At 56.4% G+C, this 14,130-nt stretch carries 11 protein-coding genes; 10 read left to right on the forward strand and 1 reads right to left on the reverse strand.

Annotated elements, in window-relative coordinates:
• The first annotated feature begins 13 nt into the window (after window positions 1–13).
• The 10 genes from BN2106_RS16585 to BN2106_RS02915 all read left to right on the forward strand — a co-directional run bounded on the left by BN2106_RS16585 (window position 14) and on the right by BN2106_RS02915 (window position 13,807).
• Window positions 14–1,417: a murein hydrolase activator EnvC family protein gene (locus BN2106_RS16585; RefSeq protein WP_050697072.1), complete on the forward strand. Its 1,404-nt coding sequence runs from the start codon at window positions 14–16 to the stop codon at window positions 1,415–1,417.
• Between the two features lie 101 nt (window positions 1,418–1,518).
• Complete coding sequence (locus BN2106_RS02875) at window positions 1,519–2,886, forward strand: S41 family peptidase (protein WP_050697073.1); 1,368 nt, start codon at window positions 1,519–1,521, stop codon at window positions 2,884–2,886.
• A gap of 140 nt (window positions 2,887–3,026) precedes the next feature.
• Window positions 3,027–3,515 (forward strand): transcription elongation factor GreA, encoded by a 489-nt coding sequence (greA, locus tag BN2106_RS02880; RefSeq protein ID WP_050697074.1) that lies wholly within the window; start codon window positions 3,027–3,029, stop codon window positions 3,513–3,515.
• A gap of 116 nt (window positions 3,516–3,631) precedes the next feature.
• A complete protein-coding gene (gene lysS, locus BN2106_RS02885; RefSeq protein WP_050697075.1) occupies window positions 3,632–5,149 on the forward strand; it encodes a lysine--tRNA ligase in 1,518 nt (505 codons plus the stop codon).
• Window positions 5,150–5,536: 387 nt separating this feature from the next.
• On the forward strand, window positions 5,537–7,195 hold the full coding sequence (gene ilvD / locus BN2106_RS02890; protein WP_050697076.1) for a dihydroxy-acid dehydratase: 1,659 nt from the start codon (window positions 5,537–5,539) through the stop codon (window positions 7,193–7,195).
• A 277-nt stretch (window positions 7,196–7,472) separates the two neighbouring features.
• Window positions 7,473–8,744, forward strand: a complete 1,272-nt coding sequence (gene leuC, locus BN2106_RS02895; RefSeq protein ID WP_050697077.1) for a 3-isopropylmalate dehydratase large subunit — start codon at window positions 7,473–7,475, stop codon at window positions 8,742–8,744.
• Window positions 8,745–8,757: 13 nt separating this feature from the next.
• The gene (gene leuD / locus BN2106_RS02900; RefSeq protein ID WP_050697078.1) at window positions 8,758–9,237 is read left to right on the forward strand and encodes a 3-isopropylmalate dehydratase small subunit; all 480 of its coding nucleotides are present in this window, start codon (window positions 8,758–8,760) and stop codon (window positions 9,235–9,237) included.
• Window positions 9,238–9,777: 540 nt separating this feature from the next.
• Window positions 9,778–10,473: a response regulator transcription factor gene (locus tag BN2106_RS02905; protein WP_050697079.1), complete on the forward strand. Its 696-nt coding sequence runs from the start codon at window positions 9,778–9,780 to the stop codon at window positions 10,471–10,473.
• Window positions 10,474–10,490: 17 nt separating this feature from the next.
• The gene (locus BN2106_RS02910) at window positions 10,491–11,987 is read left to right on the forward strand and encodes a sensor histidine kinase (RefSeq protein WP_050697080.1); all 1,497 of its coding nucleotides are present in this window, start codon (window positions 10,491–10,493) and stop codon (window positions 11,985–11,987) included.
• A gap of 14 nt (window positions 11,988–12,001) precedes the next feature.
• A complete protein-coding gene (locus tag BN2106_RS02915) occupies window positions 12,002–13,807 on the forward strand; it encodes a S1C family serine protease (RefSeq protein WP_050697081.1) in 1,806 nt (601 codons plus the stop codon).
• Window positions 13,808–13,914: 107 nt separating this feature from the next.
• On the opposite strand, the gene BN2106_RS16015 is transcribed toward BN2106_RS02915, so the two are convergent.
• Window positions 13,915–14,082 carry a hypothetical protein gene (locus BN2106_RS16015; protein ID WP_154666407.1) on the reverse strand — a complete coding sequence of 56 codons (168 nt, stop codon included), beginning with the start codon at window positions 14,080–14,082 and terminating at the stop codon, window positions 13,915–13,917.
• Window positions 14,083–14,130: the final 48 nt, after the last annotated feature.

The raw sequence follows: 14,130 nt of genomic DNA on the forward strand, positions 1-14,130 counted from the left end.
AGGAGACCGGTCCATGGATAAAAAACGCAAAGCCCGAAAAGCGGCGGCATTCCTGCTCGCAGTGCTGATGCTCTGTTCATCCGCTTCGTCGGGGTATTTACAGCGCGCGTATGCCGTTGAGGGAGAAGACGACCTGACCTCTTTGCAGCAACAGCAGGAGGAGCTGCAGCGGGAGCGGGAGCAGCTTGCCCTGCAACAGCAGGAGACCAACGCCAAGCTGGAGAAGCTGCGCGCCGATAAGGCCAAAAAACTGGAGTACAAAAATACGCTCGACGGGCAGATTGAAAACGTCCAAAGCCAGATCAGCGTATTAAACCGGCAGGTTGAAACGCTCGACGCCAATATTCAGGACAAGACCGCGCAGATTGCAGATAAGCAGAAGAGCATCGACGAACAGTTTGAGCAGCTCAAAAAGCGCCTTTGCGCCATCTATAAGACCGGGGAGGCCAGCACGCTGCAAATTCTGCTGAACGCGGACAACGTGATGGACCTGGCGAATAAATCGCATTTGCTCCGGATCATCACCGAGCACGACACCGGCCTGATCGAAGGGCTGAAGGAGGAAATGCAGGGCATTGCGGGGGAAAAGGCGGAGATCGAGAACAACCGCAAGGATGTGGCGGCCGCGAAGGTGGAGCTGGACCGCAAGCGCGCGGAGCTGGGTGTTCTGCAGACCGAGGCACAGCAGGTGCTGAACGGGTTGACTGCCGAGGAGATGGGCTTTGAATTTGAAAGCGGCGATCTTGAGGAGCAGCAGCGCGTTCTGCGGCAGAAGGAGAACGAGGCTGCGGAAGAAATCGACCGATGGTGGGCAAACTACTATGCGGAGCAGAAGCGCCGCCAGGAGGAGCTCAAACGCCAGCAGGAGGAAGAAGAGCGCAGGCGGCAGGAAGAGGAACAACGGCGTCAGGAGGAACAGAACCAGAATCAGGAGCCGGAATCCGAACCGGCGCCGGAGCCTCCGCAGGAGCCGGAGCAGAACCAGCCGGAGGCACCGAACGTACCGGACGACGCCCCGCTGGAATATGTGGGCGGCGCGTTTGCCTGGCCGGTACCGGGCTTTACCCATATCTCCGACAATTACAGCAGCGACCATAAGGCGATTGACATCAACCGCACCAATGGCGTCAGCATCGACGGCACACCGATCGTGGCGGCGAATGACGGCGTGGTGGTCAAAGCGGAAAGTCATTACAGCTATGGCAACTATGTGATGATCGACCACGGTGGCGGGTATTCCACGCTGTACGCGCATGCCAGCCGTCTGGCGGTCAGCGCGGGCCAGCAGGTCAAAAAAGGCCAGACCATCGCGTATGTGGGCAGTACCGGAAATTCCTCCGGTCCGCACCTGCATTTTGAGGTGCGTGTCGACGGCGTCCGGCAGAACCCGTTCAACTGGTTCTCCGCCGCAAACTGAAATTTACAATTTCCGGTATAAATTCGTGTGAATTTCCGGTATGATAAAACAAAAGCAAAATGATGGCGCGGGGTCGCCCCGCCAAGGTTAGGAATGATAAAATGGGTAAAAAAATATCGCTGGGAGCGGCGGTTGCGGTCGCAGGCATTACGGCGGCGGTGACGGTGTCCCTGACCTATGTGTACGCCATGAATAATTTTAACACCAAGGTTGCGGACGTCAATGAACGGCAGGCGATGTATACCAAGCTGAGCGAGATCGACCAAAAGGCACGGCAGGCATATGTGGGCCAGATCGACGAAGCAAAGCTGACCGACGGCATCTGCGCGGGCTATGTCGCGGGCTTGGGCGACCTGCAAGCGCAGTACATGTCCGCGGAAAGCTACAAGGCGTACCAAAGCGGCACGGCGGGGAAAAACGTGGGTGTCGGCATCAAGACGATGCAGGACGAGGACGGCAACATGGAGGTCATCCAGGTGATGCCAAATTCTCCCGCTGAGCAGAGCGGAATCCGCAAGGGCGATACAATTATTACAATGGACGACAAGGAAATTGTGCGCATGACGTACGGTGACGCGTGGAACAAGCTGGACGGCACGGCGGGCACTACCGTCAAGCTGGGGATCCTCCGCGCGGGCCAGACGGAGAACGCGGAGAGCGCCGCGTCGGAGCCGCAGGGCGAAAAGCTGGAAATCACCGTGACGCGCGCGGAGTATACCAAACAGAGCATCGTCTCCAGCATCATCAACGGCAACGTGGGCTACCTGAAAATCTCGGAATTTAACGACAGCAGCGTGGAGCAATTCAACGCGGCGCTGACCTCCCTGACCAAACAGGGCGTGGTTGGGCTGGTGATCGACCTGCGGAACAACTCCGGCGGAAGCATCGAGGCGATGGCCTCCATGCTGGACACGCTCCTGCCCGCCGGCAATCTGGTGACGATCCAGGACCGGTCCGGGAAGACGACTGTGGAGTACACCTCGCGCGCGAATGAGATCGCACTGCCCATCAGCGTAATCGCCAACGAGACCACCTTTGGCGCGGCGGAAATTTTTGCCGCGGACGTCAAGGAGTTTAAAAAGGGACAGGTGATCGGCGGCACGACGGCGGGGTACGGCACAAAGGACGAAGTCGTGCCGCTTTCCGACGGGTCCGCGGTAAAGCTCTCTGTGGCGTACTATCTGACGCCCAGCGGCAGCGTGTTCAACCGGTCGGGCGTGCCGGCGGATATTTCCGCGTCGCTGACGGACGAGCAGAAAACGCTGCTATCCCGCAACCAGCTGGCGCAGAAAGACGACGCACAGCTGCAGGCGGCGGTCAGCGCTTTGCTGCAGCAGGGCGCGGCGGTGCTAGAGCCTCCTGGAACGGCCGACACGGCGGGGACGGACGCGCTTCCGGAGAGCGAGATGGCGGACGAGCTTGAAAGTCCGGCGGAAAGCGATGCGGCTTCCTCGGAGGAACAGGGATAAAAGCGGCGTTTTCCCGCGGTTTGGCACGCACGGTTCCTGTTGACAGGCGGGAAAGGTTTGATTATAATAAATAGAAATGTACGCATTGATCAAAATGCCGCACGATCCGATGCGGCGACGACAAAGGTGGTAAAGAAAATATGGCGGGTAAACCGGTAGTGTTAACACAGGAAGGCCTGGAAAAACTGGAGAACGAGCTGGAAGAGCTCAAGAGCGTCAAGCGCAAAGAGATTGCGGAAAAAATCAAGGTGGCGCTTTCTTTTGGCGACTTGTCTGAAAACAGCGAATACGACGAGGCGAAAAACGAGCAGGCCATTATGGAGGCCCGCATTGCCGACATCGAAGTCACGCTGAAAAACGTGAAGGTCATCGATGAAAGCGAACTGAGCAACGAGAGTATCCACGTCGGCTCCAAGGTGGAGGTACGCGTCAACAACCCGCGCACCGGAAAGGCCAACGTGATGAATTATAAAATTGTCGGTTCCAATGAAGCCGATCCGCTCAACGGCAACATCTCCGATGAATCTGCCGTAGGGAAGGCGCTGTTGGACCGCAAAATCGGCGATAAGGTCGAAGTGGAGGTTCCCGCGGGCGTGATGGAATATGAGGTGCTGACCATCTCGAAATAAATCGTGCAGGCGGAACGCGGGCGGCGGAGACGGCGCTCCGTCCGCCTTTTCTTTATGGAAACAGGAATGAAAATAAAGGGAGCGCGCAAGCGCCTCTGAGACAGGGAGAGCTGAACATGAGCGAAAACAAGAACGAACAGCCGGTGCAGGACGCGCTGCCGGAACAGGATCTCAGCGAGCTGCTGCAAATCCGCCGCGATAAGCTGGCCAGACTGCAGGCGGAGGGGAAGGACCCGTTTACCATTACCACCTGTCCGCGCGACCGCTATGCGCAGGAGATCCGCGACAACTTTGAGGCGCTGGAAAACCAGGACGTCTGCATCGCGGGCCGCGTCATGAGCTGGCGTGATATGGGAAAGGCAAGCTTCATCGACCTGCACGACAAGACGGGTCGTATGCAGGTGTATATCAAGATCGACCAGGTGGGCGAGGACGCTTACACGGAGATGAAAAAAAGCTGGGACCTGGGCGACATCGCTGCGGTCTACGGCTATGTGTTTAAAACCCGCCGCGGGGAAATTTCTGTTCACGCGACCAAAATTGAGCTGCTGAGCAAATCCCTGCTGCCGCTGCCGGAGAAATTCCACGGCCTGAAGGACACCGATCTGCGGTACAGACAGCGCTATGTGGATCTGATCGTCAACCCGGAGGTCAAGGATACCTTTGTACGCCGTTCCCAGATTGTCACGGAAATCCGCAATTTCCTGAATGACGAGGGCTTTTTGGAAGTGGAGACGCCGGTGCTGCATCCCATTGCGGGCGGCGCTTCTGCAAGGCCGTTCATCACGCACCACAATACGCTGGATATGGACATGTACCTGCGTATTGCGCTGGAACTGTACCTCAAGCGGTTGATCGTGGGCGGCTTCGATAAGGTTTACGAGCTGGGCCGCACCTTCCGCAACGAGGGCATGGATACCCGCCACAACCCGGAGTTTACCATGCTGGAGCTGTACCAGGCATTTACTGATTACAACGGCATGATGGACATTACCGAGCGGCTGATTCGCACCGTGGCACAGAAGGTGCTGGGGACCACGGTCATCACCTACGGCGACGTGGAAATTGATCTGGGCAAGCCGTTTGAGCGCATTTCCATGGTGGACGCGGTCAAGAAATACGCGGGTGTGGACTTCGATGCGATCGAGACGCTGGAGGAGGCCCGCGCCATTGCCAAAGAGCATCATGTGCAGTACGAGGAGCGCCACAAGAAGGGCGATATCCTCAACCTGTTCTTCGATGAGTTCTGTGAGGACAAGCTGATCCAGCCGACCTTCCTGATGAACCATCCGGTGGAGATTTCCCCGCTGGCGAAAAAGATGCCCGGCAACCCGGCGTATACGGAGCGCTTTGAACTGTTCATCGTGGGCCGCGAACATGCGAACGCATTCTCTGAGCTGAACGATCCGATCGACCAGCGCCAGCGCTTTGAGGCGCAGGCCGCGTTGAAGGCGGCGGGTGACGACGAGGCGTGCGACGTGGACGAGGACTTCCTTACCGCGCTGGAATACGGCATGCCGCCTACCGGCGGACTGGGCATCGGCGTGGACCGTCTGGTCATGCTGCTGACAAACGCGGCCTCCATCCGCGACGTGCTGCTGTTCCCGACCATGAAGCCGTTGGACGGGAAATAATTTTAAATTTATCTCTCTGAGAGCCGGGACTGCATTGAAAATGCGGACCTGGCTCTTTTTACAGAGTTGTACAGGCGATACCTGGTCTCGCGGCTATGGAAAATTTGTGGGCAGGTTTTCACCCGTCTTGTGATTTAAAAGGGGATATGCTATACTGAATTTTATGCAGCCGGGTGCGATTCGACCGTTTTGTCCGATTGATACAAAAAAGAAAGCGGGACGACAGCGGTCGCGGCGTTTGTATAGGCGGGACACTGGAAAATAGCTTTTATGAATGAGCAAGAGGCTGGCTGTGAAGGGGAAAATAGAAGGGCGGAAATCCGTCCTCTCAATTCAAAGGGACCGCCGGTTTGTGCGGCGGTTTCTACATAAAGGAGAGAAAATATTATGAGAAGCGATTTAATGAAGGAGGGCGCGACGCGTGCGCCGCACCGCTCCCTTCTGCGCGCGCTGGGATTGACTGACGACGAGATGAAGCGGCCCTTTGTGGCGGTAGTTTGTTCCGCCAGCGATTATATCCCGGGCCACAGGCATTTGAAGGACATTGCGGAAGCGGTCAAGGCCGGTATCCGCAACGCGGGCGGCGTCCCGTTTGAATTTGAAACCATCGGGGTATGCGACGGCCTTTCGATGAACCACAAGGGGATGAAATATTCCCTGTGCTCCCGTGAGCTGATCGCGGATTCCATCGAAGTGATGCTGACCGCGCATCCGCTGGACGCGGCGGTTTTCATTCCGAACTGTGATAAAATTGTTCCCGGTATGCTGTTGGCAGCGTGCCGTATGAATTTGCCGAGCATTTTTGTCAGCGGCGGCCCGATGCTGCCCGGCGAGCACAACGGCGTTCGCTTTGGCCTCTCCGAAATGTTTGAGGCAGTGGGCAGCCATGCGTCCGGTAAAATCGACGCGGATGAATTGCTGGCGCTGGAAAAATCCGCGTGCCCGACCTGCGGCTCCTGTTCCGGCATGTACACGGCGAATTCCATGAACTGCCTGACGGAGGCCATCGGCATGGCGCTGCCCGGCAATGGCAGCATCCCGGCGGTTTACTCCGAGCGCATCGCGCTGGCAAAGCGCGCGGGCGCGCAGGTGATGGAGCTGTACAAGCAAAATCTGCGCCCGTCCGACATTCTGACGGAACAGGCGTTTCAAAATGCCCTGCGCAGCGAAATGGCGCTGGGCTGCTCCACCAACTCCGTGCTGCATCTGACGGCGATCGCCTATGAGGCGGATGTGAAACTGGATATTGACACCATCGATGAGATGAGCCGTTCCACGCCGCAGCTCTGCAAGCTGAATCCCGCCAGTCAGGTGTTCATCACCGATCTGAACCAGGTGGGCGGCATTCCCGCCGTGCTGAAGGAGCTTGCGCGCAAGGATTTGGTGCATCTGGATATCCCCACGGTGTGCGGTACGGTGCGCGAGCGCATCGAGTGTGCGCCCGATGCGGACGGTACCGTCATTCGCACGGTGGAAAATCCGTTCCGCGTGGACGGCGGCATCGCGGTGCTCAAGGGCAATATCTGCCCGGATGGCGCGGTTGTCAAGCAAGGCGCGGTCGTGCCGGAGATGATGCATCATATCGGCCCAGCCCGCTGTTTCGACTGTGAAGAGGATGCCTCCGCGGCGATCCTGGGCGGTGAAATCAAGGAGGGCGACGTGGTGGTGATCCGCTACGAGGGACCGAAGGGCGGCCCCGGCATGCGCGAGATGCTGGCCCCGACCTCCGCACTGACCGGCATGGGGCTTGGCTCCAGCGTGGCGCTGCTGACGGACGGGCGGTTCTCCGGCGCGACGCAGGGCGCGGCGATGATCGGCCATGTTTCCCCGGAGGCCGCGGTGGGCGGCGCCATCGCGCTGATCCGCGACGGCGACATTGTGGATGTCGATATTACAGGCCGTCAGCTGAACGTACAGGTCAGCGATGAGGAGCTGGAAAAACGCCGTGCCGAATGGAAGGCGCCCAAGCAGGAGCTTTCCGGCTACATCAAGCGCTATGCGAGCCTCGTGACCTCCGGTTCCCGCGGCGCTGTGTTTGAGAAATAAGACGGCCGCGTTGTAGGCGGCAACAAAGGGTGCGGGACTGTCTCACCATTGGCAGGACACGCAAAAAACCGGCTGAATATGGTGATTCCCCCCGCCGCAGGCAGGGGGAATCACTCTTATCCTGCTATTGTTCAGTATCAAACCTGCGTTTTAACAGGAACCCTTTTTATGGGGATGAAAAAAATCTGAATTGTAGCGCAGTTTACATTCTGCCGTCCGGCAGTATGATAAGATAGAAGACAAAGGCAGGGAACCAATGATAAAGGAGGAATTTCCCATGGGAATGACAATGACGCAGAAGATCCTGGCGGCACACGCCGGATTGGACAGCGTGGTGGCGGGCCAGCTGATCGAGGCGAAGCTGGACGTTGTACTCGCGAATGACATCACCGCCCCGGTGGCAATCAACGAGTTTGAAAAATGCGGTGCAAACGCGGTATTTGACAACACACGCATCGCGCTGGTGCTGGATCATTTTACGCCGAATAAGGACATCAAAGCGGCGGAACAGTGTTTGCAGACGCGCAATTTTGCGGATAAATACGATATTAAGAATTTCTTTGATGTGGGCGAAATGGGCATCGAGCACGCATTGCTGCCGGAAAAAGGCATCGTTGGCCCCGGCGACTGCGTAATTGGCGCGGACTCTCACACCTGTACCTACGGCGCGCTGGGCGCGTTTTCCACGGGCGTCGGCTCCACGGATATGGCGGCAGGCATGATCACCGGCAAGGCGTGGTTCAAGGTTCCGTCCGCCATCAAGGTGGTTTTGACGGGCAAACCGGGGCGCTGGGTGAGCGGCAAGGATGTGATCCTGCACCTGATCGGCAGAATCGGTGTGGACGGCGCGCTCTACAAGTCTTTGGAATTCACCGGGACCGGCGTGGAGCATCTCAGCATGGACGACCGTCTCTGTATTGCCAATATGGCAATTGAGGCCGGTGCGAAAAACGGCATTTTCCCGGTGGACGGCATTACGCTTGAGTATTGCGACGGGCGCTTCCAGCGCGATCCGGTGGTGTTCAGCGCGGATGTGGACGCCGAGTACGAATCCACGGTAGAAATCGACCTTTCCACCCTGCGTCCGACGGTTTCGTTCCCGCACCTGCCGGAGAATACCAAAACGATCGATGAGATTGCGGCGATGGAGCCGGTGCAGATCCAGCAGTGCGTGATCGGTTCCTGCACGAACGGCCGCATTGAGGACCTGCGCGCCGCAGCAAAAATCCTCGCGGGCCGCAAGGTCGCGAAGGGCGTGCGCTGCATTGTGATCCCCGGTACGCAGAACATCTACCTGCAGGCGATCAAGGAGGGGATTGCGGAGGTCTTTATTAAGGCTGGCGCGGTGTTCAGCACGCCGACCTGCGGCCCGTGTTTGGGCGGACACATGGGCGTCCTGGCGAAGGGCGAGCGCGCGATTTCCACCACAAACCGCAATTTTGTCGGCCGTATGGGCCACGTGGAATCCGAGGTCTATCTGGCAAGCCCCGCGGTTGCGGCGGCGAGCGCGGTAGCCGGTTATATTGCGGACCCGGATCAACTTGACTGAGGAGGAAACGGACATGAATGCACACGGTTTTGTTCATAAATACGGGGACAACGTCGATACGGACGTCATTATCCCCGCGCGCTACCTGAATACGGCTTCCCACGCGGAGCTGGCTGCCCACTGCATGGAAGACATCGACAAGGAATTTGTGAAGAACGTCAAGATGGGCGATATCATCGTGGCGGATAAAAATTTTGGCTGCGGCTCGTCCCGCGAGCACGCACCCATCGCGATCAAGGCGAGCGGCGTTTCCTGCGTGATCGCCTCCACCTTTGCGCGGATTTTCTACCGCAACTCCATCAATATCGGGTTGCCGATTCTGGAGTGTGAGGAAGCGGCGAAGGCCATCCAGGCGGGCGACGAAGTGGAAGTGGACTTTGATACCGGCGTGATCACCGACGTGACCACGGGCAAGAGCTTTAAAGCCCAGCCGTTCCCGCCGTTTATCCAGAATATCATTGAAAAGGGCGGCCTGCTTAAAAGCATCTTGTAAATGGAAGGTTGCATAAAGAGAAAAGGTTCTGCATTGCAATGCGTATTTTGCTTGTGACGTAGAGCAAAAAGTGTTTTCCCACTTTTCTAAAAAGTGGCGGGATCAAAGGGCAGGGCCCTTTGCCGTTCTCCGCAGAGAACGGAACTCTTGTTCCTGAGAAGAGCGAGTGGAAACGAGTGATATGGTTCTTTATGGATCTTTTATGCTGGCGGGTGAGCTTATGGGGCTGTTGCGGTTTTCAAACTGCAACGGCCCCATTGTTCGTTTAGCCAGTTTTTTGCATGCTGTCAATTGTGATACAGAGCATTTTTTGTATATTTGACTATACTTAATACAGATTGTATTGATGGTGCGGCATAAACCCGGAATTTATAGAATATTCATGACTTTTGGCGGCAAGTATCTTATAATAAATAAAGTATCACTATTGTGATATAAGAAATGATGAGAGAATCAGGAATAGAAAGTATTCGGGCGGTTGCATGCCCGCGTTGATAAAGGGGGCCGCGCGGCGCGCGGACAGTTGAAGGAGGAAATAAAATGGCGTCTGGCAAAATTCTGGTAGTGGACGACGATCAAAATATCTGCGAGCTGCTGCGTTTGTATATCGAAAAGGAAGGCTTTGACGTGGTCATTGCCAATGACGGCCGCAAGGCGCTGGAAATGTTTGAGGCGGAGAATCCCGATCTCATCATGCTGGACATCATGCTGCCGGAGCTGGACGGCTGGCAGGTCTGCCGCGAAATCCGCAAAAAATCGCAGTGCCCGATCATCATGCTGACCGCGAAGGGCGAGGTCTTTGACAAGGTATTGGGCTTGGAGCTGGGCGCGGACGACTATGTGGTTAAGCCGTTTGAAGCGAAGGAAGTGGTTGCGCGCATCAAGGCGGTGCTGCGCCGCTTTGGCAAAAGCGATGAGAACCTTGTCAAAGAGGTCAAATACGATAAACTGAGCATTAACCTGACCAACTATGAATTGAAAGTCAACGGCAAGGTGGTGGATACGCCGCCGAAGGAGATGGAGCTGATCTATCACCTGGCAAGCAATCCGAACCGCGTCTTCACGCGCGATCAGCTGTTGGACGAGGTGTGGGGCTTTGACTACTACGGCGACAGCCGCACCGTGGACGTGCACGTCAAGCGCCTGCGTGAAAAATTGGAAGGCGTTTCTGACCAGTGGGCCCTGAAAACCGTTTGGGGCGTCGGTTATAAATTCGAGGTAAAAGACACAAATTAAGGCTGGAGTAATGCTGCATGCAAAAAACGCTGTTTAAAAAATATCTCCGGGTAACGTCCCTGATTATTCTGATCAGTTTTTTCCTGCTGGGGCTGGTTATGCTGGTGTTTGTTAAATCGTACTGGCAGGACGAAAAGCTGGATCTGCTCAAGCGCAATGCGACAAGCATTGCGGAAATTGCCGCGGGCAGCGCAACCTCTGTAAAAGAAGACAATTATATTTTACTGGACGGCGAAAAGATGCAGGCGTTCATGAACGCGTTCTCTGCCAACATTGAAGCCGACATCTTTGTGACAAATCGCCAGGGCGACAGCGTCCTGACCGCCTATGGCAGCGGGGGCGCGGTGAACCGCACCAATTTCAGCGAGAATATGATGGAAAAGGCGCTGCTCGGCCCATACAGCAGTATGGGAGACGGCGACGGGATTTATGACACACCCAATTATATTGTGGGGGTGCCGGTTCGCGTGGTAAACGGGGACGGAACAAAGTCGACCATTGGCGCGGTCTTCACAGCGTTCAGCGCCCGGTCGTTTAATGCGTACCGCGACGAACTAGTTAAAATGTTTGCTCTGGCGGCGGTGGCGGCATTCCTCGTGGCGTTCTGCATCAGCTGGCTGTTTTCCTATAAACTGGTGCGCCCGCTGCGCGACATGGCCATTGCCGCGCGCAGTTTTGGGCAGGGGAATTTCTCAATCCGCGTGCCTGTGACAAGTCAGGATGAGATCGGACAGCTGGCGGCGGCGTTCAACAATATGGCGACGTCCCTTGCGAGCGGCGAAAGTGTGCGCCGCAACTTTATCGCCAATGTCTCTCACGAATTGAAGACGCCGATGACCACCATCGCCGGGTTTATCGATGGTATCCTGGACGGGACCATTCCGCCGGAAAAACAGAGCTACTATTTAAAAATTGTTTCGCAGGAGGTCAAACGCCTGTCCCGGTTGGTGCGCACAATGCTGGATTTGTCCCGCATCGACAGCGGCGAGCTGCGGCTCCATCCGGCGCGTTTCGACCTGACGAATACCATCCTGGTGGCGCTGCTCTCGTTTGAAAAGAGCATTGAGGACAAAAATATTCAGGTGCTCGGCCTGGAAAATGCCGAGAGCCTGTACGTGGACGGAGACCCGGACATGATCCATCAGGTGGTTTACAACCTGATTGAAAACGCCGTCAAGTTTACAAACGAGGGCGGCTATATCCAGTTGATTATCCGTGACCAGCCGAGCTGCGTCTCCGTCGCGGTGAAGAACAGCGGCGCGGGGATTCCGGCGGACGAAATCGCGCTGATTTTTGACCGGTTCTATAAAACGGACAAATCCCGCAGCCAGGATAAAAACGGCATGGGGCTGGGACTGTACATTGTGAGAACGATCATCAAGCTGCACGGCGGAGAAATCACCGTGCAGAGTGTGGAAAACGAATACTGTCAGTTTGAATTTTGGATTCCAAAGCGGGAAGAGCCGCCGAAGCCGAAGACCGGCAAAAAAGACAAAGAACTGGCGAAGGAATAAAGAGGAGGAACACCATGACAGACAGCGAATGGAATCAGGGGATACCGGGTGGGGAACCGCCGGTACCGGAGGAGATACAGCCGCCTGAACCGGAGAAACCGGAAGAGCCTGCGGCCTCTGAGGATAACAAACCACAGGAGCAGACGGGCGTGCCGGAGCCGTATCATTGGCCAGAGGAACCGGCTGCCCCCTCGGTGGAACAGGAGAACCGGGAAGTGCAGGAAGATCTGACGGGCAATGTACCGGGGATTAACCTGGAAAAGGAACCGGTTCCGCAAGCGGATGTGTACCATGATATTTCCAGTGGCAATCCGATTCCGGAGGAACCAACACAGCGGGAAGAGCCGCCCGCACCTGTGGGGAATCCCTACCAGCAATACAGTCAATATGGCCCGTACGGGCAGCCATACCAGCCGCCGCAGCCGCCCTACGGCGGGCAGCCGTATCAGAACCCGCAGACCCCGTACCAGTATCAGGCACAGCCGCCGTATCAGTACTGGAACTATCAGCAGACGGGACCGCAGCCCGGCGGTGTTCCGCCCCAGCCGCCGCAGATACCGCAGCAGCCGGAGGAGCCGCGCAGAATGAGCGGCGGGCTCAAGGTGTTTTTGTGGATTCTGGGTATTTTGGCGGGGTTGTTCCTGCTTTCATTCTGTGTGGTGAGCATCAACACGGCGATCCGGCAGATCGAAAATCCAGGGCAGGCGCAGAGCAGCCCGCCGTCCGCGAGCGCGCCGGCTCCCGAAGGGGAGCAATCTCCGGATAACGGCGCGCAGGAGGAACAGCCGCCAGTCGACGCCACGGACCCGAACAATTCCGGCATGATTATTGAACCGCGCCCGGATGGCGCGGAGCTGACGGCAAAAGAGGTCTATCAGGATGTGGTGGCAAGCGTGGTCGGCGTGGAAACGACGCAGGACGACGGGACCGGGCTGGTCAGCCAGGGCTCCGGCATCGTCGCGACGCGCAGCGGATACATCATCACCAACGCGCATGTGGTGGAGTATTCCAGAGACAGCAAAGTGTCTGTGATCCTCCACAACGACGAAACAAAATATGACGCCATTGTGGTGGGCTATGATAAAAGTTCGGATTTGGCAATTTTGAAGATTGACGCGCGCGGCCTGCATCCGGCGGTGTTCGGCGACGCGGACGCATTGGAGATCGGCGACCAGGTGCTTGCAATTGGCAACCCCGGAGGATTGAATTTTGCCAGCACACTGACCGGCGGCTATGTCTCCGCGCTGGACCGCAAGCTGAGTTCCAGTGCCAGCGATACGATGACCTATATCCAGACCGATGCGGCGATCAATCCCGGCAATTCCGGCGGTCCGCTGGTGAACATGTACGGGCAGGTTGTGGGCATCAACTCCAACAAAATCATCGCGCAGGGCTACGAGGGAATGGGTTTTGCCATCCCGGTGAGCCATGCGAAGGCGATCATCGACGACCTGATCAAGAATGGCTATGTGAGCGGCCGCAGCCGCCTGGGCATCACCGCGAAAAATGTGACCGCGGAGGAAATGGCCCTTTCAAAGCTGCCCGCCGGTGTGCGGATTATTGCGTTTGATGAGGAAAGCAGCTTCGGCGGCACCGACGCAGCGGAAGGCGATATCATCATTAAGGCCGACGGGGATACCATCAGCACGATGAACGACCTGTATGTGGTGTTGAATCGCCACAAGGCTGGGGATGAGATCGTGGTGACGCTGTATTCGCCCAGGGCGAACAACGGCAACGGCGGCGAGCATGACGTGACGATCCGGCTTCTGGAGGACAAGGGAGAGACGCAGAAGACGGTGAGCCAGCCGGAAAATTAAATTAGAAAATGAAACAGGGCGCTTCGATCATTGACCGAAGTGCCCTATTTCTTTAGTTAATTTAATGTAAAGATAAAAATGAGCCGAACAAATCGTTCAGCTCGTTTTTATGGTTCTTCCAGACAATGTTCAATCATACTTACGACCACATTATTAAAGCTGGTTTCATGCTCTGTCGCAATTTTTTCCAATTTATCGATTAGCTCTTGAGAAAGATAGAGTGTCTTATAACCAGCCTTCACTTTTTTCTTTGTTTCTTTTGGAACAAATGGCATAAGAACCCCTCCTCTCTTTGAAGTCTATTCTAACTTAAATGAAAAAGT

The sequence above is a fragment of the Anaeromassilibacillus senegalensis genome (assembly GCF_001261775.1).
Taxonomy (GTDB): Bacteria; Bacillota; Clostridia; order Oscillospirales; family Acutalibacteraceae; genus Anaeromassilibacillus; species Anaeromassilibacillus senegalensis.

Excerpts from the sequence above, each read along its gene's own strand:
- leuD (WP_050697078.1), top strand. The coding sequence starts at position 8,758 with ATGAATGCACACGGTTTTGTTCATAAATACGGGGACAACGTCGATACG.
- BN2106_RS02915 (WP_050697081.1), top strand. The coding sequence starts at position 12,002 with ATGACAGACAGCGAATGGAATCAGGGGATACCGGGTGGGGAACCGCCG.
- BN2106_RS02875 (WP_050697073.1), top strand. The coding sequence starts at position 1,519 with ATGGGTAAAAAAATATCGCTGGGAGCGGCGGTTGCGGTCGCAGGCATT.
- ilvD (WP_050697076.1), top strand. The coding sequence starts at position 5,537 with ATGAGAAGCGATTTAATGAAGGAGGGCGCGACGCGTGCGCCGCACCGC.
- lysS (WP_050697075.1), top strand. The coding sequence starts at position 3,632 with ATGAGCGAAAACAAGAACGAACAGCCGGTGCAGGACGCGCTGCCGGAA.
- BN2106_RS02910 (WP_050697080.1), top strand. The coding sequence starts at position 10,491 with ATGCAAAAAACGCTGTTTAAAAAATATCTCCGGGTAACGTCCCTGATT.
- BN2106_RS02905 (WP_050697079.1), top strand. The coding sequence starts at position 9,778 with ATGGCGTCTGGCAAAATTCTGGTAGTGGACGACGATCAAAATATCTGC.
- greA (WP_050697074.1), top strand. The coding sequence starts at position 3,027 with ATGGCGGGTAAACCGGTAGTGTTAACACAGGAAGGCCTGGAAAAACTG.
- BN2106_RS16585 (WP_050697072.1), top strand. The coding sequence starts at position 14 with ATGGATAAAAAACGCAAAGCCCGAAAAGCGGCGGCATTCCTGCTCGCA.
- BN2106_RS16015 (WP_154666407.1), bottom strand. The coding sequence starts at position 14,082 with ATGCCATTTGTTCCAAAAGAAACAAAGAAAAAAGTGAAGGCTGGTTAT.
- leuC (WP_050697077.1), top strand. The coding sequence starts at position 7,473 with ATGGGAATGACAATGACGCAGAAGATCCTGGCGGCACACGCCGGATTG.